This window comes from Neobacillus niacini, from assembly GCF_030817595.1.
GTDB lineage: Bacteria > Bacillota > Bacilli > Bacillales > Cytobacillaceae > Neobacillus > Neobacillus niacini_G.
The window spans coordinates 4285732-4307786 of record NZ_JAUSZN010000001.1 but is presented as its reverse complement, the minus strand read 5'-3'; the positions used below and the strand labels follow the sequence as shown (position 1 = coordinate 4307786).

Here is a 22055-nt window from a genome sequence, read left to right as displayed (position 1 = left end):
TGAAAACGGTTAATTTCTAAAATTGACAGATTTTTGATATTTTAAAATAATATTACGTAATTCGACAAAATGCGTTATAGTAAAAAAAACTATTTTAGAAGGGCGATATTATGTTCGCTAGATTACACAAATGGAACACGTTGCGAAATCAAATACTTGTGGTATTTTTAGTGGTCATGCTGATTGTTTTAGCTATTGTCAGCTTAATCACTTTTAATAGAGTATCAACCCTGTTGAAAAATAATGCCGAAAAACAGATACACCAGACGGCAGTAGAGGCAAATGGAAGATTAGAATCTTTATATAAACAAATTAGCACCTCGTCTAAGCTAGTGATGACAAATGACGCAATTCAAAGAACCTTAACAAAAGCATCTCAAGGAGAGAATATTAGTTTTGCTGAACGGCAGCAGTTAGACGGCATAGTAACCACAATTCAAGCAAATACAGATGGGATTTTTTCGTTTGAACTTTATACAGATACAATGGATCGCTTAATCCCGTTAGATGACACAAATTTACTCACGAGAATTGACAGTAATTGGATTCAACAGGCTGATTATGCAAATGGAAGCCTAGTCTGGATTGGTGACGATCCGCGTAACTCTGATAACATCCTTGCACTCAGGCGGGTCAATCTATTAAACCACGGCTTTGAGAATGGCGGTTATCTGCTCATTAGTATTTATCGAGATTACCTTCAGTTTGTGGATCCGGATACATCTAATATTGAAAATCAGTATTCGATTTTACTAGACCAGTACTCTGAGCCGATTCTATCAAATTATAATGACCCGCTTGAACCGATTATTTTAGATCCTTCTCCTACGTTGACGTTGGACAACCAGGAGTATATGGTGACTAGACAAACCTCGGATGAAACAAGGTGGACACTGATAATTTTAACTCCGATTAAAGCCCTTACGGAAGGAATTAGTGTATTACGGTCGGGAATCATTATCGCTGGGATTATCGGGTTTATTATCTTTTTAATCAGTACGTTGGGGCTATCAAGTTTTATTACAAGACCGATTGTTAAATTGACAAAAACGATGCAGCAGGCGAGCGCAGGCTCGTTAACCTTGAACCCTAGTGTTACTGCAGTTAATGAAATCAATGAGTTAAATAGTACCTATAATCAACTAGTAAAAGAAACAAACCACTTAATCAAAATGGTTTACCAAAAGGAAATTACCCGAAGCCGGAGTGAATTAAAAGCATTACAGGCGCAAATTAATCCGCATTTCCTTTTTAATACGTTGGATGCGCTTAAATGGTCACTTGAAGATAAAGATGAGGATGAACTGGCGGAGCTTGTAGTGGCAATGTCAAACTTATTCCGCTATACAATCACCAAGCAGACGGATGGGGATTGGGTTCCGATCAAGGCTGAAATCCAACACATCGAAGACTATATGGAAATTATGAAAATGCGCTTCGGTGATCACTTAAATTGGAATCTAAACATGCCATGTGAAACAGGGAACGTCAGAATCCCAAAACTGTTGATTCAGCCGTTAGTCGAGAACGCGGTTCTGCATGGGGCTGGAAATACAATGAAGCCATGTACGATATCGGTTTTAATTCAACCTACGGAGGATCAGGAATACTTGGAAATTGTTGTAGAAGATGATGGCCCCGGGATGAAACAAGATAAATTAGAATCTATTAAACAGGCGATAGAATCAGGCGGTGTAATCTCGAAAAATGGCAATGGAATAGCGATTTCAAACGTACACAAACGCCTGGAATTATATTATCAAAAAAGTGGTCTGACCATTAAAAGTAAAGAAAATTACGGGACAAAGGTTTCGTTTGTCGTACCTGTGAAGGGAGAGGAAAACCATGTTGAATACAAAGACGATTTTGATTGTGGATGATGAACCAAGAACACGCCAAGGGCTGAAGAAGAACTTGGATACATGGGCAAATGGGAACTATCAGATTATGACCGCTTCAAATGGAGAAGAAGCCATCCAACTGATGAAAGAGAATAAAGTTCATATCCTCATCACCGACATCCGGATGCCGGAAATAACAGGATTAGAATTATTAAAAATCGCAAAAGAACTTAATATCTTTCCTGTAATTATCGTGATTTCGGCATACTCTGAGTTTGAGTATGCCCAGGAAGCCCTTCGTCTAGGGGTTATAAACTATCTCCTAAAACCAATCAGCAAAAAGGCATTAATTGAGGCTGTAGAAGAAGCGCTTAAAGAGGTTGAGAAAAAACAACGGGCGGGCTTGATCGAAAAAGTAGTCGATACGAAGCTCGTGGATGCCAATACCCAAAATCCATCGAATCGTGAACCAATCAGAGAAGCAATTGACTATATCAACAACAATCTCAAAAATGAGTTAACCCAGAAAGAAGTTGCGGACCATGTTCATTTAAACCCAAGCTATCTAAGCTCGCTTTTTAAAGAACATGTGAAATTAACCTTCAGTGAATATGTAACTCGCCGCAGAATCCAGCGGGCAAAGGAATTGTTAATGACAACGAATCTCCCAATTAATGATATTGCCGAAGAATCCGGTTATAAAACGGCAAAATACTTTATTAAAATCTTTAGGGAATTAGAAGGTGTGACACCAAGTGCTTACCGAAAAACCAATGATGAAAGGGCTTTCTAAAAATAGTGGCATTTTTCCTAATCGTTGTGACCTATTTTTCAGAACTATCAGAATGTAAGATATAAATGTAAGTGAAAACATACAAAAGGTCATAGGGGGAATCACGATTGTTTAATAAGAAAACGGTTGCAATCTTCATGTTAGTCATTATGCTACTCTCTCTAGCACTTGCAGGATGTTCTTCTTCAAGTTCTTCAGAAGAAAGCAGTGCCGATGGTAAAAAGGTTATTAAATTCATGCATTTATGGCCGGAAGGCAGCTCAAATGCTCAGTTCTCTATTGTAAAAGATGTGATTGCAGAGTATGAAAAAGAGCACACAGATATTAAAATCGAAACAGAAATCCTAAACCCTGATCAATACCGTGAAAAGCTGAAAGTATTAGCTTCATCAAATGAACTGCCAGATATCGGTATGACTTGGTCAGATGGTTTTATCAAGCCTTACGTCGAAGGTGACATGTTAGCTCCACTAGATGATATCGTTAAAAACGATGCCGACCTTAAAGATGCATTTATCCCTGGTGTAAAGGAATCATATGCAGTAGATGGAAAAACATATGGTCTTCCATTAGAGTTAAATATTTCTTACGTATTCTACAACAAAGAAATTTTTAAGAAATATAATTTAGAAGTTCCAAAGACTTTCGAAGAGTATAAAAATGTTGTAAAAACTTTAGCTGACAACGGCGTTGTTCCTGCAACTGTTGGTGCGAAAGACGGCTGGCCAGCATCATTCTGGTTCATGTATCTAGCAGACCGTATTGGCGGATCTACTATTTTAACAGACGTTATTAAAGGTAAAGCAAAAATGGACGACCCAGCGATTGTCAAAGCAGCTGAGGAAGTACAAAACCTAGTTGATATGGGTGGATTCGTAAAAGGTTCAAGTGCATTATCAAACGACGATGCAAAAGGTTACTTCATGAATGAACAGGCAGCGATGTTCTTAACAGCTACTTGGGAATTACCAAACTACACAACAAGCCCTGACGTAGCACAAGAATTCAAAGATAAGATTGGCTATTTCAAGTTCCCAACATATGAAGGCGGAAAAGGGGAAAGCATTGACAGCTATGTAGGCGGACCTGGTGTTGGTTTATTCGTAGCAAAAGAATCTAAAGTACAAGAAGAGGCAAAAGACTTCGTTGGATACCTTGTAAAGAGATGGGGAGAAAAATCAGTAATCGACGCTGGTGTTATTCCTGCAACGAAAGTAGACACAGCAAGCCTTGATCTTGCTCCAATGTACATTGAAATCTTAAAGGATTTAAGTGAAGCATCAAATGTTACAACTTACTTTGATACTCAATCCAGCCCGGCTGTATCTGAATTACATCATGATTTAGTAACAGCTCTATTCGGAAAACAAGTTACACCTGAGGATTTTGTGAAACAACATAAGGATGAACTTGCTGAAGAGAAAAAGTAAAATGGCCTAATTAAAATCTCAGCGTAGAGGGCATACAGGTTATGCCCTCTATCATTTTAGCCGCTTTTTTAAATGGGCTGTGTTAAAGCGAATGTTGATATTGGCACTCTGTTGATTTGCGCGGAAGGCACGAAGACTCCTGCGGGAGGACGGGGCAGGGGAGACCCCGCAGGCGCTTTAGCGCTGAGGAGGCTCCCCGTACCGCCCGCGGAAAGCGAAGTGCCTCGATACAGGCAGAGAACGCCTGTCCCTGCGATGATTATTCCAAGAAGCATTCCTTAGTGGAGCGCAAATCAACAGACAAATTTAACACAGCCTTTTCAAATAAGAAGGGAGTATAAACATGAAAAGTGTAATGTCAAACAAATGGGTAATCAGCCTTTACGTACTTCCATCGTTACTTCTTATTCTGCTATTAATCTATATCCCGATTGTCTTAACTGGATATTACGGTCTAATGGACTGGAACGGCATCGGTAAGATGAAATTCATCGGTTTAGAGAATTACATTGAATTAGCAAAGGACACAAAGTTTTGGCAAAGTGCATGGCATTCCCTTTTACTAGGTCTTTTTTCCGCTTTAAGCTTGGTAGGTTATTTAATTTTATCGCTGATATTAGCGAGTAAGATTAAAGGTGCTAACTTTTTAAGAAAAATTTACTTAATCCCAATGTTATTATCTTCTGTCGCTATCGGACAGCTTTGGGCGAAAATTTTTGACCCTACGAACGGTATGCTTAACAGAATGCTAGTGTTGATTGGCGTTGACAATCCTCCGCTATGGTTAGCGGATTCTAATATCGTTTTATATGCGCTCTTCTTTCCAATCGTATGGCAATATGCAGGTTTCTATATCATCATTTTCTATGCTGCATTAAAAAATGTTCCAGAAGAACTGATTGAGGCTGCAAAAATTGATGGAGCGACATCTATTCAAATCGCGTATAAAATTAAGGTTCCTTTAATCTCAGGTGTAATCAAAGTCATGGTCATCCTGGCGATTGTCGGTTCGTTAAAGTACTTTGACTTGATCTTTGTCTTAACTGGCGGCGGACCTAACGGTGCCTCTGAGGTTATGGCATCATACATGTATACAGAAGCGTTCAGCAAGTATAACTTCGGTTACGGAAGCGCTATTGGATTCGGTTTATTGGTCATTTGTATTGTTGCAACATGGGTAATTCAAAAGTTACTTAATACAAAAGATGTCGACTATTAAAAAGGGGAGTGAAAAGGATGAGTAGAGTTGCAATAGAAACACAAAAAACGACCCTATCAGCTTCTTATAAAACGAGTAAAACACTAGGAAACAAAATTGGATATGGAATTCTTTATTTTATCCTAGGAGTAATTGCAATCATACAGGTGTACCCGCTAATATGGTTATTCCTGTTCTCCTTAAAAACAAATCAGGAAGTTTTCGGGATGTCTCCGTTTGCGCTCCCGCAAGATCCACAGTGGGGCAACTACGCAAAGGCCTGGACAGCAGGTCATATCGATGTTTACTTCTTTAATAGTGTGTTGTACACGGTGGCTGCAGTTGTAATTACTGTTATCCTTGCCAGCTTTGTAACGTTTGCTATTACGAGAATGGAATGGAAGTTAAGTGGATTGGTCCTTGGCTTGTTTATGGCTGGATATATGATCCCGCTTCATTCAACCTTAATACCATTATTTAATTTCTTTAAAATGGCAAATATGATTGATAATCCAATGTCCGTTATCTTATCGTATGTAGCATTTAACTTACCGATTACGATTATGATTTTAACTGGATTTTACAAAACCATTCCACGGGAGATTGAAGAAGCAGCTGTTGTGGATGGCTGTTCCATCCATCGGATCTTCTTCCAAATTACACTTCCAATGACAGTACCAGTGCTTTCAACCACTGTCATCATCAACATGATTTATAACTGGAACGAATTTGTATTCGTTAACACTTTCCTGAGCTCTGACAAATGGAAAACGATTACCGTTGGGGTAAACAACTTCGTAGGACAGTATTTGACGGATTGGGGAGCAATTGGTGCCACATTGATGATTAGTATTATCCCAGTATTAATAGCATACTTTATTTTAAGTGATCGTATTGTTGAAGGTATTGCAGCAGGATCTGTAAAAGGTTAATAATGAGAAAAAAGCTGACTTAAAATGGGTCAGCTTTTTTGCATATAAAACACATAAGTTAATTTTGCTGGGCAGCCCATAATAAAATTTTAGACAACTTTCGAATACAACCTCTGTCGAATATCAATGTAACGAGGACAAATACCTGTTATAATATAGGAAAGATAAATGAATGTTGACGAAGGGGTTGGTAGAGATGAAACTTATCATCGCTGTTGTTCAGGACCAAGATAGCAATCGATTATCAAAAGCACTGGTTGATAATAATTTTAGAGCGACAAAGCTGGCAACTACAGGCGGCTTTTTAAAATCCGGCAACACCACCTTTATGATTGGAACAGAAGATATTCGTGTAGATCGTGCCTTGCAAATCATAAAAGATAACTGTAGAGCCCGGGACCAATTAGTTGCACCAGTTTCCCCAATGGGCGGAAATGCAGACTCTTTTGTACCTTATCCAGTTGAAGTGGAAGTTGGCGGAGCCACAGTCTTTGTACTTCCAATCGAACAATTTATGCATTTTTAAATCTATCTTAAATCTAAGTGGGTGATGAACTTGGTAAAAACATGGGATCAACTAGAAGAGCTTCAGCCTGCAGTGCTAAAAATGTTAAAGAACAGTTTGTTGAAACAGCGAGTCGCCCACGCCTATTTACTTGAAGGAATCAGAGGGACTGGAAAAAAAGAAATTGCCTTATTAATCACAAAAGCATTATTTTGTGATTCTTTAATAGAAGGATTTAAACCATGTGAGAACTGTCATAATTGCCGTCGTATTAATAGTGGTAATCACCCAGATGTCCATAAGGTTGAGCCTGATGGGTTATCAATTAAGAAACAACAGATTCAAGATCTCCAGGAGGAATTCTCGAAAAAAGGTGTGGAATCGTCTAGAAAGGTTTATATGATTAGTGATGCTGATAAAATGAGTGTGAGTGCAGCAAATAGTTTGTTAAAGTTTCTAGAGGAACCCAACTCACAAACAACAGCCTTTCTATTATCAGAGCAGCCACAACAATTGCTGCCAACCATCCTTTCACGGTGCCAAATTTTATCATTTAAACCATTATCTCCATTAGCGATGATTAATCAACTGACTGAAAACGGCGTAAATCCAATGAAAGCGCCCTTATTAGCACAGCTGACAAATAACCTTGATGAGGCGTATGAATTAAATGTCGATGATTGGTTTGCACAAGCTCAAAAAATAGTGTTAAAATTATATGAGGTGCTGAGAAAAAATCCTTTAGAAGCAATGGTTACTCTTCAAGGAGATTGGTTCTCACATTTTAAAGAGAAAGAACAGATTAATCGTGGTTTAGATCTTTTACTTCTTATTTTTAAGGATTTATTATATATACAATTAGATAAACAGGAGCAAATCGTCTTTAAAGCTGAAAGTGACCGGTTAAGACAGTATGCTCTTGAAACATCCGGACGGCGGTTATCGGATCAAATGTCGGCTATTCTCGAGGCAAAAAGGAAGCTTGCGGCTAATATGAATCCGCAGCTAATGATGGAAGAGCTTGTGTTGAATTTGCAGGAGGGATCTTCATTTGTATGATGTTGTAGGAGTACGCTTTAAAAAAGCGGGTAAAATCTATTATTTTGATCCTGGAGACCTCTCAATTCAAAAGGACGACTTTGTAATTGTCGAAACAGTGCGCGGCGTAGAATACGGCAGGGCAGTTGTTCCACGTAAACAGGTCGAAGAGCACGATGTCGTTTTACCTTTAAAAAAGGTAGTGAGAATTGCAGATCACAAGGATCGAATGATCGTTGAAGAAAATAAACAAGCTGCCCAGGAAGCATATGATGTTTGTAATGAAAAAGTAAATGGACATCAATTAGATATGAAACTAGTCGATGTTGAATATACATTTGATCGAAATAAAATAATTTTCTATTTTACTGCTGACGGAAGAGTAGATTTTCGTGAGCTAGTAAAAGATTTAGCGTCCATTTTTCGGACAAGAATTGAATTGCGCCAAATCGGTGTCAGGGACGAAGCAAAAATGCTTGGAGGAATTGGTCCGTGTGGAAGGATGCTGTGTTGCTCCACATTTTTAGGTGATTTTGATCCTGTGTCCATTAAGATGGCAAAGGACCAAAATCTCTCATTGAATCCTACCAAGATATCCGGTTTATGCGGCAGACTGATGTGCTGTTTAAAATATGAAAATGATGAATATGAAGCTGCTAAGGAGCAGCTGCCTGATTTAGGCGAAATAATTCAAACTCCTCAAGGTCGAGGAAAAGTGGTAGGATTAAATATATTAGAGCGGGTACTTCAGGTGGAACTAAAGGAACAGGATCGAGTTCTGGAGTATACATTGGACGAAATCATTAAAGAAGGTGCCTTGTCTATACAATCCACAGATTAAGAGGTGTGCGACGTGGATAAAAAAGAGATATTTGAATCAGTAAGTAATATGGAAACACAAATTGGCCATCTTTACCAACAGCTCGGGGAATTAAAGCAGCATTTAGCCGAAATACTAGAAGAGAATCACTATTTAAAGCTAGAAAACGAACATCTAAGACGCCGTTTAGATGTAACCACGGATAAAGAAAAAAGGGATGAGAAAGTTAAAAAAGGGACAACTTCTCGTGTATCTGCCGGAGATCGGACTTTAGATATCGGAGAAGGTTATGATAATCTTGCTCGTCTATACCAAGAAGGATTTCACATTTGTAATCTTCATTTTGGAAGTTTACGTAAGGAAGGCGATTGCTTATTTTGTCTCTCCTTTCTTAATAAGAAATAACATGAAGAGGTTGACACAGGTCAACCTTATTTTTTTACATATTATTTAGAGGTGTATAGGATGGTTATGTTAAAGGGTGATGAACGGCTGGATTACTTGCTTGCTGAGAATTTAAGGATTATCCAAAGTCCGTCAGTTTTTGCTTTTTCGCTCGATGCGGTTTTACTCGCTCGATTTGTGTATGTCCCGATACAAAAAGGAAATCTTATTGATCTTTGCAGTGGAAATGGTGTTATTCCATTATTTTTAAGTGCTCGTACAAAGGGGAATATTATCGGTGTAGAGATACAAGAACGTCTTTATGACATGGCAGTCAGAAGTATTGAATATAACAATCTTCAGGAACGCCTTCAGATGATTCACGGTGATATAAAAGAAATGCCAAAACAATTGGGGTATGGAAAATATGATGTAGTTACCTGCAATCCTCCCTATTTTCTAACTCCATCAAAAGAAGAGATAAATCCGAATGAACATTTAGCGATTGCCCGTCATGAGATCCTATGTACTCTTGAAGACGCTGTAAAGGCTTCAAGCCAATTGGTGAGACAGGGCGGGAAGGTGGCGTTTGTTCATCGTCCTGGAAGGCTGATGGATATCATTACGGTCATGCGGCAGTATCGCCTTGAACCGAAGCGCATTCAGTTTGTCTATCCAAAACAGGGAAAAGAGGCAAATACATTACTAATTGAAGCGATCAAGGATGGCAGTCCTGATTTGAAAATACTTCCACCTTTATTTGTTTATAATGAAGAGGGGGAATATACAGCAGAAGTAAGAAAGATTTTATATGGAGATAAATAAGGGGTTGTTTAAATGTGGCAGCAAAAGAGCTTTGAAAATGAGGCGCAAAAAGGAATACTATATCTTGTCCCAACACCAATTGGCAACCTTGAGGACATGAGTTTTCGTGCTGTAAGGATTTTAAAGGAAGCAGATTTGATTGCAGCAGAGGATACAAGAAATACAAAGAAGTTATGCAATTACTTTGAAATTCAAACGCCAGTTGTCAGCTATCATGAGCATAATAAAGAATCCAGTGGTGAAAAGCTTATTCATAAAATTAAGGAAGGCATGAAAATTGCCTTGGTGAGTGACGCTGGTATGCCAGCTATTTCAGACCCAGGATATGAGCTTGTAGAGGCGGCAATAAGTGAAAAAGTAACGGTAGTGCCATTACCAGGAGCTAATGCAGCCCTCCCAGCATTAATTGCCTCAGGACTTACCTGTCAGCCCTTTTATTTTTATGGATTCTTAAACCGAAGTAAAAAGGAAAAGAGGACAGAGTTAGAGAGCTTAAAGAGGCAAACAGGAACTCTTGTTTTCTATGAGTCGCCACATCGACTGAAAGAAACACTAACCGTAATGTATGAAATTCTCGGTAATCGTAAAGCGGCTATTTGCAGGGAATTAACCAAAAAATTCGAGGAATTTATAAGAGGAAACTTATCTGAGTTATTGGAATGGGTACATCAGGATGAAATTCGCGGGGAATTTTGTTTGATCATTGAAGGTGCGGATGAAAGTACACTAAAGGAAGAAGAAAGTTCCTGGTGGGAAACCTTGTCGATTGAAGAACATGTAAATCACTACATAAATGTAAAAGATATTCCGTCAAAAGAGGCAATTAAACAGACGGCGAAAGATCGCAGCATAAACAAACGTGAAGTGTATCAGGCGTACCATATCGACCAATAATATAAAAAAGCTTCTCCTGATTTAGGAGAAGCTTCATTTATATTATTTTACTAATTCAAATTGGCTTTTGATCTCATTTACTAACTGTTCGGCACCTTCACGGCTAAGGATTAACTTTCCGCCAGCAAGTGCTAAGTTGTCATCAGAAACTTCACCAGTAACTTGGCAAGTCATATTAGGTTTGTATTTCTTTAAGATAATGCGCTCATCATCAACGTAGATTTCAAGTGCGTCTTTTTCAGCAATACCAAGTGTTCTTCTTAATTCGATAGGAATAACTACACGACCTAATTCATCAACTTTACGGACAATACCTGTAGATTTCATTTTAATAGCTCCTCTCGTATTTAACCTATTAATTTATTTCTCTATCAATTCGTCATTATTCGACATTATTTTTATAAATTTATAATACCAGCCATTCCCATTTCCGTCAATTATTTTATGGTGAAAAATAATGGCAAATATTATCATTTCATAGAAATGTTGTAATATCAATCTATAATGAATGGCCATTCAGGTGAAAAGGGTTTTTAACATTATTGTTTTTTTAAAATTACATTCTTAACATCGTTTTAAAATTCGACAAAAAACTACAATAATCTTCTATTTTAATAATATAAGTTTCGACTGAGGTTCCATTTTTTTGGGGGGAGATAAGAAAAATGGTAAAATAAATCTAAAGCTTATTTTTAGGCTTTATTGCACATTTATTGATTTTTGGGTATATTTTGATGATATAAGAGGATGAAAAAAGGTAATAATGTTTTAATAGAAATGTCGATTGTTTACTACTAGGAGGGTATCAAATGCAAGAAAAATTAAAAACCTTTTATCTCACCACTCCGATTTATTATCCGAGCGGAAATTTACATATTGGCCATGCTTATACTACTGTAGCTGGAGATGCAATGGCACGCTATAAAAGGATGCGCGGCTTTGATGTGATGTATTTAACAGGAACAGACGAGCACGGGCAAAAGATACAGCGCGTCGCTGCGGAAAAGGGGGTATCCCCGCAGCAGTATGTGGATGAAATTGTTGATGGAATTAAGGATTTATGGAAAAAGCTTGATATTTCTTATGATGACTTTATTCGAACAACGGAAGAGAGACATAAGCAAGTTGTCGAAAAGATTTTTGCTAGACTACTTGAACAAGGGGATATCTACCTGGATAAGTATGAGGGGTGGTATTGTACTCCGTGCGAGTCCTTTTATACAGACCGCCAGTTAGTTGAAGGAAATTGCCCTGATTGCGGCAGAGGCGTAGAGATAGTTAAAGAAGAATCCTACTTCTTTAAAATGAGTAAATATGTCGATCGATTGCTTCAATACTATGAAGAAAATCCAGAGTTTATCCAGCCGGAATCACGTAAAAATGAAATGATTAACAATTTTATCAAGCCTGGTTTAGAGGATTTAGCAGTTTCTAGAACGACCTTTGATTGGGGAGTAAAAGTACCTGGAAATCCCAAGCACGTCATTTATGTATGGATTGACGCGTTATCAAACTACATCACAGCCCTTGGCTATGGAACAGATAATGATAGTAAATATTTAAACTACTGGCCTGCAGATGTTCACCTTGTTGGGAAAGAAATTGTTCGTTTTCATACGATTTATTGGCCGATCATGTTAATGGCTTTAGATCTGCCACTTCCTAAAAAGGTTTTTGCTCATGGCTGGCTTTTAATGAAAGACGGAAAAATGTCCAAATCCAAAGGAAATGTAGTGGATCCTGTTACATTAATTGACCGCTATGGTCTAGACGCACTTCGTTATTATTTACTCCGAGAAGTGCCATTTGGTGCTGACGGTGTATTTACACCAGAGGGATTTGTTGAACGAATCAATTTCGATTTAGCAAATGACCTTGGCAACCTATTAAATCGAACAGTGGCAATGATTGAGAAATATTTCAATGGTGTTGTTCCTTCGTATACTGGTTCTACGGGTGAATTCGATGAAGCGTTACTTCAAATAAATCGTGAAACAGTCGCTAAATATGAGGAAGCCATGGAGAAAATGGAGTTTTCAGTGGCATTAACATCGATTTGGCAATTGGTGAGTCGTACCAATAAGTATATAGATGAAACACAGCCATGGACCTTGGCGAAATCAGAAGAACGAAAAGACGAACTGGCTAGTGTAATGGGACATTTAGCTGAATCTTTAAGAAGAACAGCTATTCTTCTTCAGCCTTTCTTAACCGTGACACCTAATGGTATTTTCCAACAGCTTGGCATTCAGGATGAGGGACTTAAAACATGGGAGAGTCTAGATTCCTTCGGTTCTATTCCAAATGGAACAAAGGTCACAAAAGGAAATCCATTGTTTCCACGTCTTGAAATTGCAGACGAGGTTGAATTTATTCGTGGCAAAATGGGAGGTTCAACTCCTGTGGTTGAAGAAAAACAAGAAATTAAACAGGAAGAAAAACCGGAAGAAATTGCCGAAATTGCTATAGACGATTTTATGAAAATTGATTTAAGAGTAGCAGAAGTTATTCAAGCTGAACCAGTTAAAAAGGCAGATAAGCTTTTAAAGCTTCAATTGGATTTAGGCTATGAAAAGCGTCAAGTGGTCTCTGGAATTGCCCAATATTATAAGCCTGAGGAGCTAGTTGGCAGAAAAGTAATTTGTATTACAAACCTAAAGCCAGTGAAACTACGTGGTGAATTATCACAAGGAATGATATTAGCAGGCTCAAAAGATGGTGCACTGTCGATTGCGACTGTTGACCAAACATTACCTAACGGTTCGAAAGTAAAGTAGATTTTTGAATGGAAATGTTCCACGTGAAACAAATTTCGTGGCATTTCCATTTTTTCTTTATAGGTTCGACAGGAAATAGTGATGAAATTCAACAAAGGAGTTTGACTTATGCTATTTGACACGCATGTCCATTTAAATGCAGAACAATTTGAGGAAGACTTAGAAGAAGTAATCATAAGGGCTCAAGAGTCCGGAGTATCGAAAATGGTTTGTGTTGGTTTTGACAGACCAACTATAAAAAGGGCAATGGAGCTTGCTGAGAAATACGATTTTATTCATGCATGCGTTGGCTGGCACCCTGTTGATGCGATTGATATGACTGATGATGATTTGCTATGGATAGAAGAGCTGGCCTCTCACCCAAAAGTAGTGGCGATAGGGGAAATGGGGCTAGACTACCATTGGGACAAATCTCCAAAGGATATTCAAAAAGAGGTATTTCGAAAGCAAATTCAGTTGGCTAAAAGAGTAAAACTTCCAATCGTCATTCATAATCGGGAGGCAACGGCTGACATTGTAGAAATTCTACAGGAGGAGGGAGCAGCTGAAGTCGGGGGAATCATGCATTGCTTTAGTGGAAGTCCTGAGGTTGCAGTTGAATGTCTAAAAATGAATTTTTACATTTCACTTGGAGGCCCCGTTACATTTAAAAATGCCAAAAAACCCAAGGAAGTGGCAGCGGTGGTTCCAATAGAAAAACTGCTGATTGAGACCGATTGTCCGTATCTTGCTCCTCATCCGTATCGTGGAAAACGCAATGAACCAGGATATGTAAAGTTAGTTGCAGAGCAAATTGCTGAGATCAAAGGGATATCCTTTGAAGAAGTGGCAGAAATAACAACTGCTAACGCAAAAAAAATATTCGACATAAACTGATAGACAAGCGTGTCGAAGTATATAGAAGCTTGTCCGAATTTTTTACTATAACTTAAAGTTCTACACGTCTCCTTTTCTTCATAGGATAACCGTGTCGATAAGTTTCCCTTTGCAAATTTCCCAACTATATGCATAATAGGAAATACGTTCACAAACAAATGCAAGGGTTGACAGCCGACAGCATGGTTCTCAATAATCTCTCCGAGAGAAGGAGGCGTTTTTCATCGTATTCAAAAACATGAAAAACCTGTTTTCCAAGTCTTTGAGTAGTAAAAGGTTGGCGATCGCTTTTGCTAGTTTTGTAGTTTTAGCAGCACTTCTTGGTTTTTCATACTATGAAGGATCTAAGTATACCGTTGCACTGACTCTTAACGGACAGCAAAAAGTAATAAAAACGCATGCCAATACAGTTAAGGAAGTATTCGCTCAACTGGAAATACCACTCAACTCAAAAGACTACTTGTCACCTTCGGCTAACGCCAAGGTGAAAGACAATCAAAACATTGTCTGGAAACAAGCAAAGCAGGTTCAAATTGTCCAAGACAACGAGAAAAAAACGATATGGACAACAGCAGGTACAGTCGCTGAGCTACTAAAAGAGCAACAAATTGTATTGAACGAACAGGATGAAATTTCTCCAAAACCGGAGGAAAAGATCAAAAGCAAGATGGATATTCGCATCAAATTAGCTCTTCATCTTACACTAGTTGACGGTGGGAAAGAGCAACAGGTATGGTCCACTTCGGCTACGGTCGCTGACTTTTTAACACAACAGGGTATTAAACTTAATGAATTTGACCGAGTTGAACCGTCATTATCAGAGACATTGCAAAAGGATGGCATAATTAATGTCATTCGCGTAGAAAAAGTCACCGATGTAGTGGAAGAACCAATTCAATTTGCCGTTATCACCAAGAAGGATGAGGGCTTAGAAAAGGGAAAACAAGTAACTGTTACAGAAGGTAAACAGGGAATTGTTTCGAAAGAATATGAAGTCATCTTGGAAAATGGTAAAGAAGTTTCAAGAAAAATAGTTGGTGAGCAGAAACTAAGAGAAAAACTCGATAAAGTTGTGGCTGTCGGAACGAAGGAATTAGATATTCAAGTTTCCCGTGGAGCAGAAACTGGTACTGAGTTTTATGTGAATACTACTGCCTATACGGCATATTGTAACGGCTGTTCAGGAAGAACAGCTACGGGATTTGATCTGCGTGCGAACCCAGGTGCAAAGGTAATTGCCGTTGACCCGCGAGTTATTCCATTAGGGACCAAGGTTTATGTGGAAGGGTACGGTTATGCTGTAGCAGCTGATACTGGCGGTGCCATAAAGGGGCACAAGATTGATGTTTTTTTCCCAACAAAGGCCGAGGCCTTCCGCTGGGGAGTCCGAAAGGTAAAGATTAAGATATTACAATAAGCTTGCCATTGCAGAGGTTTAATTTAGCCTCTGCATTTTGCTTTTTCTCTAATATTCTTTATACTTACATCATTGGAACATTAGGTTATTTATTAAATAATATGAATGCATTTGCTAATATAGACGATGGACATTACAAAAATGTTTCATTTATTTTTCAATTTATTTTATCTTTTTATCATTCATGTGCGGAGGAAATAATGAAGATTAAGGAATTCATTGTGGTGGAAGGAAAAGACGATACCACCACGATTAAACGAGCAGTTGACGCAGATACAATTGAAACCAATGGTTCTGCAATTAGTGAAGAAACCATTGAAAAAATAAAAAGAGCACAAGAAACAAGAGGGGTTATTATCTTTACAGATCCCGACTTTCCTGGAGAGAAAATCAGGAAAACAATCGCAGAAAAAGTACCGGGCGCAAAGCATGCCTTCTTACCAAAAGAAGTTGCTATTGCAAAAAACGGAAAAGGTCTTGGTGTGGAACATGCCCCTATAGATGCCATAAGGAACGCGTTAAGAGACGCACAAACCATGTCAGAGACTATCCAAGAGGAAATTACACAAGAAGATTTAATTGTCGCAGGCCTGATTGGTGGGACAGGTTCAAAGGAACGGAGGATCTTGTTGGGAAAATTTTTGAAAATCGGTTATACCAATGGGAAACAATTACATAAAAGGTTAATGATGTTCCAGATCAGCAAGAAGGAATTTGCAGATGCCCTTGCATTGGTCATACAGGAGGAAAAAAATGAATAAAGACATTGCTACCCCGATTCGAACACGAGCGATACTTGAAAAATACGGCTTTTCTTTTAAGAAAAGTCTGGGTCAGAACTTTTTAATAGATACCAATATCTTACATAGAATCGTTGATTTTGCTGAATTGGGAGATCATTCAGGTGCGATTGAAATTGGCCCCGGCATTGGAGCTCTGACAGAACAGCTTGCACGCAGGAGTAAAAAAGTTGTTGCATTTGAAATCGACCAAAGATTATTACCGATATTGGCGGACACACTTTCACCATATGAAAATGTAAAAGTGATACATAAAGATATACTGGAGGCAGATGTTCAAGAAGTCATAGATACAGAATTTACTCAGACCGATGATTTGATGGTTGTGGCCAATCTTCCTTATTACGTGACGACTCCGATTATTATGAAACTACTGGAGGATCAAATCCCAATACGAGGTATCGTATGTATGCTTCAAAAAGAGGTCGCAGATCGCATTTCAGCAAAACCGGGGACAAAGGAGTACGGGTCCCTTTCTATCGCTGTACAGTACTATACAAAGGCTGAGACGGTTATGATTGTTCCAAAAACAGTCTTCGTCCCGCAGCCAAATGTAGATTCTGCTGTCATTCGCTTAACAAGAAGGGCAAAACCAGCTGTTATTGTAAAGGATGAAAAGTTCTTTTTTCAAATCACACGGGCAAGTTTTGCCCAAAGAAGAAAAACGCTACTAAATAATTTAACCAGCCAGCTCCCGGATGGAAAACAAAAGAAGGAAGAAATCATAGATGCACTAAACGCAGCTGGTATTGAGCCGACAAGAAGAGGGGAAACACTATCTGTTGAGGAATTCGGCCGGTTAAGCGACGAATTGCTTACTTATTTCCAATAGACCTATTTGGTCTATTTTTTTTGCGGCTTCGTATTGTTTTGTGCTTTCAAGTAGTATATTCAGGGATTTTCTAAAAAGGCGGGTTGTTCGAACTGGGTTACATGCGGGTTCCTGGACGGGTTGAATATGGTCATATAGATTAGTCTTTTAATTGAGGGTCTTGAGGACAAATCACAAGAGCTGTCAGGAGGGTTAGTCTTTAATCGGGGGTCTTGAGGACAAATCACAAGAGCTGTCAGGAGGATTAGTCTTTAATCGGGGGTCTTGAGGACAAATCGCAAGAGCTGTCAGGAGGATTAGTCTTTAATCGGGGGTCTTGAGGACAAATCGCAAGAGCTGTCAGGAGGGTTAGTCTTTAATCGGGGGTCTTGAGGACAAATCATAAGAGCTGTCAGGAGGATTAGTCTTTAATCGGGGGTCTTGAGGACAAATCGCAAGAGTCGTCAGGAGGATTAGTCCTTAATCGGGGGTCTTGAGGACAAATCGCAAAAGCTGTCAGGAGGATTAGTCCTTAATCGAGGGTCTTGAGGACAAATCGCAAGAGCTGACAGGAGGATTAGTCCTCAAACGGGGGTCTTGAGGACTAATCGCAAAAGCTGTCAGGAGCATTAGTCCTCAATCGAGGGTCTTGAGGACAAATCGCAAAAGCTGTCAGGAGGATTAGTCCTCAATCGGGGGTCTTGAGGACAAATCGCAAAAGCTGTCAGGAGGATTAGTCCTCAATCGAGGGTCTTGAGGACAAATCGCAAGAGTCGTCAGGAGGATTAGTCCTCAATCGGGGATCTTGAGGACTAAACGCAAGAATGGACCCCTTATTCGGACATAGCTCCCATAAACTATCCGATTAGTACAAGTAGTAACAATACCTATAAAAGGATCTATTTTTTTACTAAAGGCAGTCCATTCACATCATGGTGTGTAGTTGCATAGCCTATCACAGAGAAACTTTATTTGGAAGGCCTATACGCTGGTCTAATTGGAGTGACAGCAGTGAATATAAAGATGATGGATATTGTCGGCAGACGGTCCTATAACTGTGATATTCTATTCCGAGTTATTGATATTCAAACACTAAATGGCCAGAAATTTGTAATCCTATATGGTGAGGATATTCGATTGATGGCAGATGCACCTTACGATGATTTAGTAGTAATTAACCCGAATGTAAGGTCAAAAATAGTACAGGAATATAAAGCCCTTGAAGAGCAATCCTTCCGTTTATTTGCACAGGAAGTGGATTTACTAAAGCAAAGGCAGGATTATGAAGCGACCGGCGGTTATGTTCAGCCAGCCAATTATTTTCAAATGCCAGGAAGGGTTCTTCACTTGGATGGAGATCCTGATTACTTACAAAAGTGCATGACTTTATACGAAAAAATTGGTATTCCTGTCTATGGCATTCATTGTAACGAAAAGGAAATGCCAAATAAAATTGGCGGATTAATTGATCAATACCGTCCTGATATTTTAGTCATTACTGGCCATGATGCCTACTCAAAGTCGAAGGGAAAAATAACAGATATTAATGCATACCGCCACTCGAAGCATTTCGTCCAAACCGTTAAGGAAGCACGCAGAAAGATACCACACTTAGATCAACTCGTCATTTTTGCAGGGGCATGTCAGTCTCACTTTGAATCCTTGATACATGCAGGAGCAAATTTCGCTAGTTCCCCATCACGAATCAATATACATGCTTTAGATCCTGTTTATATCGTTGCAAAAATTAGCTTCACGCCGTTTATGGAAAGTATCAATGTTTGGGATGTACTAAGAAACACACTTACAGGAGAAAAAGGACTGGGAGGCATTGAAACGAAAGGGGTCTTACGAACAGGAATGCCTTATAATCCTGTCCAGGAAGAAGAATCCTAAGCCTTTTGGAAAAAAATAAAGGCTTATTTTTTTATATGCACATAATCCGCCCTTGTTAAGGAAACTATAATGATTGTTGAAAATTGAGAGAAAAAGTAGAAGAAAACATATTGACAATCTTTTTGTCGGACTGATATAATTTTATGTTTTTATTTGACAGGGACTATGTCAGTGTGATATACTTTACACAGTGAGGTGGACCGAATGCCAAAAACCTTAGCCGATATTAAAAAGGCTCTTGATTCAAATTTAGGGAAAAGATTGTTGCTCAAGGCAAACGGAGGACGTAGAAAGACAATCGAACGATCAGGCGTATTAGCCGAAACGTACCCTTCGGTTTTTGTAATCGAGTTAGATCAAGAAGAGAATTCATTTGAACGAGTTTCATACAGCTATGCAGATGTACTTACTGAAACGGTTCAAATAACCTTCTACGAAGACGCAGCAGGAAACATAGCTTTAAGTTAGAATATAGGGCAATTTTTAGGGCAGAAAATCATCCGATTTTCTGCCTTTTGCTATCTAATAAATGGCTGTGTTAGGAAGACTTCTGATTTTAGAACCTGTTGAGTGGAGTGCAAATCAGCAGTCTTATTTAACACAGCCTAATAAATAACTAATTGAATAAATCACTTAATACCATACTAATACTGCCGTGAGTGTAAAAAAGGGGTTGTTTAGATGGCAAGAAGAAGAGGTGTAATGTCTAGTCAATTTAAAGAAGAACTTGCAAAAGAGTTGGGATTTTATGATGTCGTTCAAAAAGAGGGCTGGGGCGGCATACGAGCTAAGGATGCTGGAAACATGGTGAAAAGGGCAATCGAACTAGCCTCAGAGCAGCTGATCAAAAACAACAGAAACACTTAAATTAGGCTGTTAATAGCCAGTAAGTTGGAAAGCAGCACTGCTTCTCAATGTTTAAACAAAACAAACACCACGGTAGACCAGAGGGTAGAATCCCCCTGGTCTTTAAATATTATTAATAGACTTTTTTCCTATCAGTGGTTTTATGGTAAAATAGGAAAAAATATATGAACGATAGAAGTGTAGGTGTGCATATTGAAGCTTTTAGTAAAAGCACCAGCTAAAATTAATCTATCCCTGGATGTATTATATAAGCGTCCGGATGGTTTTCATGAAGTTGAGATGATCATGACAACGATTGATTTGGCGGATCGTGTTGAACTAACATTATTAGAACAGGATAAAATACATATTCTCTCCCATAACCGATATGTTCCTGATGACCAAAGAAACTTAGCTTTTCAGGCAGCACAATTGTTAAAGGACCTCTATCAAGTAAAAAAAGGGGTCCAAATAACAATTGAAAAAACAATTCCTGTTGCAGCTGGACTGGCTGGGGGCAGCAGTGATGCCGCTGCAACCCTAAGGGGTCTAAATAAACTATGGGGACTCGGTTTAACATTGGACGAATTAGCTGAGATTGGTTCAGAAATAGGCTCGGATGTATCATTTTGTGTGTATGGCGGCACGGCTTTGGCGAAGGGCAGAGGTGAAATGATTACAGACCTTCCAGCTCCGCCCACGTGCTGGGTCATTTTAGCAAAACCGTTTATTGGAGTCTCCACAGCGGAAGTTTATCGCCGTTTGGATTTAAATGGGATGAAGCACCCCGAAATTGACGAAATGGTAAAAGCAATAAAAAACAATGACTATCAAAGTGTATGTGAAAATGTCGGGAATGTCCTAGAAGATGTTACATTAAAACTTCATCCAGAGGTAGCGCAAATCAAGGAGCAAATGAAACGTTTTGGTGCCGATGCGGTTTTGATGAGCGGAAGCGGACCAACTGTCTTTGGAATTGTCCAGCACGACTCAAGAATGCACCGGATTTATAATGGGCTCAGAGGGTTTTGTGACCAAGTATTTGCTGTCCGGATGCTCGGTGAACGACATTCCCTTGATTAAAAACGTACATTAATGATATCCTATTTATAGAATATTCGTCTTTTTTGGAGGATTGCTATGAAGTTTCGCCGCAGTGAACGATTGATCGATATGACGAGCTATTTACTAGACCATCCGCGCCAGTTGGTACCGCTTACCTTCTTTGCTGAACGTTATTCTTCTGCGAAATCTTCTATCAGTGAAGACTTAGCCATAGTTAAGGAGACCTTCGAACAAAGAGGTATCGGAACGCTGCAAACTGTACCTGGTGCAGCGGGCGGAGTTAAATTTTTTGTAAGTGTAAGTGATGAAGAGGCAAGACCTTTTGTGAATGAGTTATGTTCGTTAATTGCCCACCCTGACCGCCTTTTACCAGGGGGATACTTGTATTTAACTGATATTTTGGGTGACCCATCCGTTGTCCAAAAGGCTGGCCGAATTATTGCTTCTGCATATGTGAATACTAAAATCGATGTGGTCATGACAGTAGCTACAAAGGGGATACCTCTTGCTTATGCTGTCGCGAGCCAGCTAAATACGCCTGTTGTGATCGTTAGACGAGATAGTAAAGTAACAGAAGGTCCAACGGTCAGTATTAACTATGTATCTGGGTCAGCAAAAAGAATTCAAACGATGGTTCTTTCAAAAAGGAGTTTGGCTCAAGGCTCTAGGGTCTTGGTAGTCGATGACTTTATGAAAGCAGGCGGAACAGTGATGGGAATGATCAGCTTACTAGAAGAATTTAATGCTACCGTCGCTGGTATTGCTGTTTTGGTTGAAGCTGAAAAAATTGAAGAACGACTCGTTGATGAATACAAATCACTAGTTAAATTGACAGATGTTGATGTTAAGGAAAAAAGGATTCAGGTAACAGAAGGAAACTATTTCAAGAGAAGAACGGAGGAATAAG

General features: G+C 39.0%; 22 protein-coding genes. 21 read left to right on the top strand and 1 reads right to left on the bottom strand.

What is annotated here, in order from left to right; all coding sequences use genetic code 11:
* Positions 1-110: 110 nt before the first annotated feature.
* The 11 genes from QFZ31_RS20450 (at position 111) to rsmI (ending at position 10660) form a co-directional block, all read left to right on the top strand.
* Positions 111-1880, top strand: coding sequence for a sensor histidine kinase (locus QFZ31_RS20450; protein WP_307306315.1), 1770 nt, complete (start codon positions 111-113; stop codon positions 1878-1880).
* Positions 1846-2634 (top strand): response regulator transcription factor, encoded by a 789-nt coding sequence (locus QFZ31_RS20445; protein ID WP_373459868.1) that lies wholly within the window; start codon positions 1846-1848, stop codon positions 2632-2634. The genes QFZ31_RS20450 and QFZ31_RS20445 overlap by 35 nt, the downstream gene beginning before the upstream one ends.
* 137 nt (positions 2635-2771) lie before the next feature.
* Positions 2772-4064 (top strand): extracellular solute-binding protein, encoded by a 1293-nt coding sequence (locus tag QFZ31_RS20440; RefSeq protein WP_373459922.1) that lies wholly within the window; start codon positions 2772-2774, stop codon positions 4062-4064.
* Between the two features lie 343 nt (positions 4065-4407).
* The gene (locus QFZ31_RS20435; RefSeq protein ID WP_307306314.1) at positions 4408-5283 is read left to right on the top strand and encodes a carbohydrate ABC transporter permease; all 876 of its coding nucleotides are present in this window, start codon (positions 4408-4410) and stop codon (positions 5281-5283) included.
* A gap of 17 nt (positions 5284-5300) precedes the next feature.
* Positions 5301-6194 carry a carbohydrate ABC transporter permease gene (locus tag QFZ31_RS20430; protein WP_307306312.1) on the top strand — a complete coding sequence of 298 codons (894 nt, stop codon included), beginning with the start codon at positions 5301-5303 and terminating at the stop codon, positions 6192-6194.
* 196 nt (positions 6195-6390) lie between these two features.
* A complete protein-coding gene (locus QFZ31_RS20425; protein WP_179603582.1) occupies positions 6391-6720 on the top strand; it encodes a cyclic-di-AMP receptor in 330 nt (109 codons plus the stop codon).
* Positions 6721-6750: 30 nt separating this feature from the next.
* Entirely contained in the window at positions 6751-7758 is a 1008-nt protein-coding gene (gene holB / locus QFZ31_RS20420; RefSeq protein ID WP_307306310.1) for a DNA polymerase III subunit delta', read from the top strand.
* Positions 7751-8578, top strand: a complete 828-nt coding sequence (locus tag QFZ31_RS20415) for a stage 0 sporulation family protein (RefSeq protein ID WP_307306308.1) — start codon at positions 7751-7753, stop codon at positions 8576-8578. Before holB ends, QFZ31_RS20415 begins: the two co-directional genes overlap by 8 nt.
* Before the next feature lie 12 nt (positions 8579-8590).
* Positions 8591-8962, top strand: a complete 372-nt coding sequence (gene yabA / locus QFZ31_RS20410) for a DNA replication initiation control protein YabA (protein ID WP_307306306.1) — start codon at positions 8591-8593, stop codon at positions 8960-8962.
* Between the two features lie 60 nt (positions 8963-9022).
* Entirely contained in the window at positions 9023-9766 is a 744-nt protein-coding gene (locus QFZ31_RS20405; protein ID WP_307306304.1) for a tRNA1(Val) (adenine(37)-N6)-methyltransferase, read from the top strand.
* Positions 9767-9778: 12 nt separating this feature from the next.
* On the top strand, positions 9779-10660 hold the full coding sequence (gene rsmI / locus QFZ31_RS20400; protein WP_307306302.1) for a 16S rRNA (cytidine(1402)-2'-O)-methyltransferase: 882 nt from the start codon (positions 9779-9781) through the stop codon (positions 10658-10660).
* A 42-nt stretch (positions 10661-10702) separates the two neighbouring features.
* Here the strand turns inward: rsmI and QFZ31_RS20395 are convergent, their stop codons facing one another.
* Positions 10703-10993: an AbrB/MazE/SpoVT family DNA-binding domain-containing protein gene (locus QFZ31_RS20395; protein WP_174524443.1), complete on the bottom strand. Its 291-nt coding sequence runs from the start codon at positions 10991-10993 to the stop codon at positions 10703-10705.
* Positions 10994-11469: 476 nt separating this feature from the next.
* Between QFZ31_RS20395 and metG the strand changes: the two genes are divergently transcribed.
* From metG to purR, 10 genes are all read left to right on the top strand, one after another.
* Positions 11470-13437, top strand: a complete 1968-nt coding sequence (gene metG, locus QFZ31_RS20390) for a methionine--tRNA ligase (protein WP_307306299.1) — start codon at positions 11470-11472, stop codon at positions 13435-13437.
* A gap of 108 nt (positions 13438-13545) precedes the next feature.
* Positions 13546-14313, top strand: coding sequence for a TatD family hydrolase (locus tag QFZ31_RS20385; protein WP_307306295.1), 768 nt, complete (start codon positions 13546-13548; stop codon positions 14311-14313).
* A 238-nt stretch (positions 14314-14551) separates the two neighbouring features.
* Complete coding sequence (locus QFZ31_RS20380; protein WP_307306293.1) at positions 14552-15730, top strand: ubiquitin-like domain-containing protein; 1179 nt, start codon at positions 14552-14554, stop codon at positions 15728-15730.
* A 200-nt stretch (positions 15731-15930) separates the two neighbouring features.
* Positions 15931-16491, top strand: coding sequence for a ribonuclease M5 (gene rnmV / locus QFZ31_RS20375; RefSeq protein WP_307306291.1), 561 nt, complete (start codon positions 15931-15933; stop codon positions 16489-16491).
* Positions 16484-17362, top strand: coding sequence for a 16S rRNA (adenine(1518)-N(6)/adenine(1519)-N(6))-dimethyltransferase RsmA (gene rsmA, locus QFZ31_RS20370; protein ID WP_307306288.1), 879 nt, complete (start codon positions 16484-16486; stop codon positions 17360-17362). Before rnmV ends, rsmA begins: the two co-directional genes overlap by 8 nt.
* A 990-nt stretch (positions 17363-18352) precedes the next feature.
* The gene (gene yabG / locus QFZ31_RS20365) at positions 18353-19237 is read left to right on the top strand and encodes a sporulation peptidase YabG (protein WP_307306286.1); all 885 of its coding nucleotides are present in this window, start codon (positions 18353-18355) and stop codon (positions 19235-19237) included.
* A gap of 204 nt (positions 19238-19441) precedes the next feature.
* Positions 19442-19705: a biofilm formation stimulator Veg gene (gene veg, locus QFZ31_RS20360; protein WP_132097037.1), complete on the top strand. Its 264-nt coding sequence runs from the start codon at positions 19442-19444 to the stop codon at positions 19703-19705.
* 213 nt (positions 19706-19918) lie between these two features.
* Positions 19919-20104 carry a small, acid-soluble spore protein, alpha/beta type gene (locus QFZ31_RS20355; protein ID WP_307306284.1) on the top strand — a complete coding sequence of 62 codons (186 nt, stop codon included), beginning with the start codon at positions 19919-19921 and terminating at the stop codon, positions 20102-20104.
* 192 nt (positions 20105-20296) lie between these two features.
* Positions 20297-21166: a 4-(cytidine 5'-diphospho)-2-C-methyl-D-erythritol kinase gene (gene ispE / locus QFZ31_RS20350; RefSeq protein WP_307306282.1), complete on the top strand. Its 870-nt coding sequence runs from the start codon at positions 20297-20299 to the stop codon at positions 21164-21166.
* Positions 21167-21223: 57 nt separating this feature from the next.
* On the top strand, positions 21224-22054 hold the full coding sequence (purR, locus tag QFZ31_RS20345) for a pur operon repressor (protein WP_179603568.1): 831 nt from the start codon (positions 21224-21226) through the stop codon (positions 22052-22054).
* Position 22055: the final 1 nt, after the last annotated feature.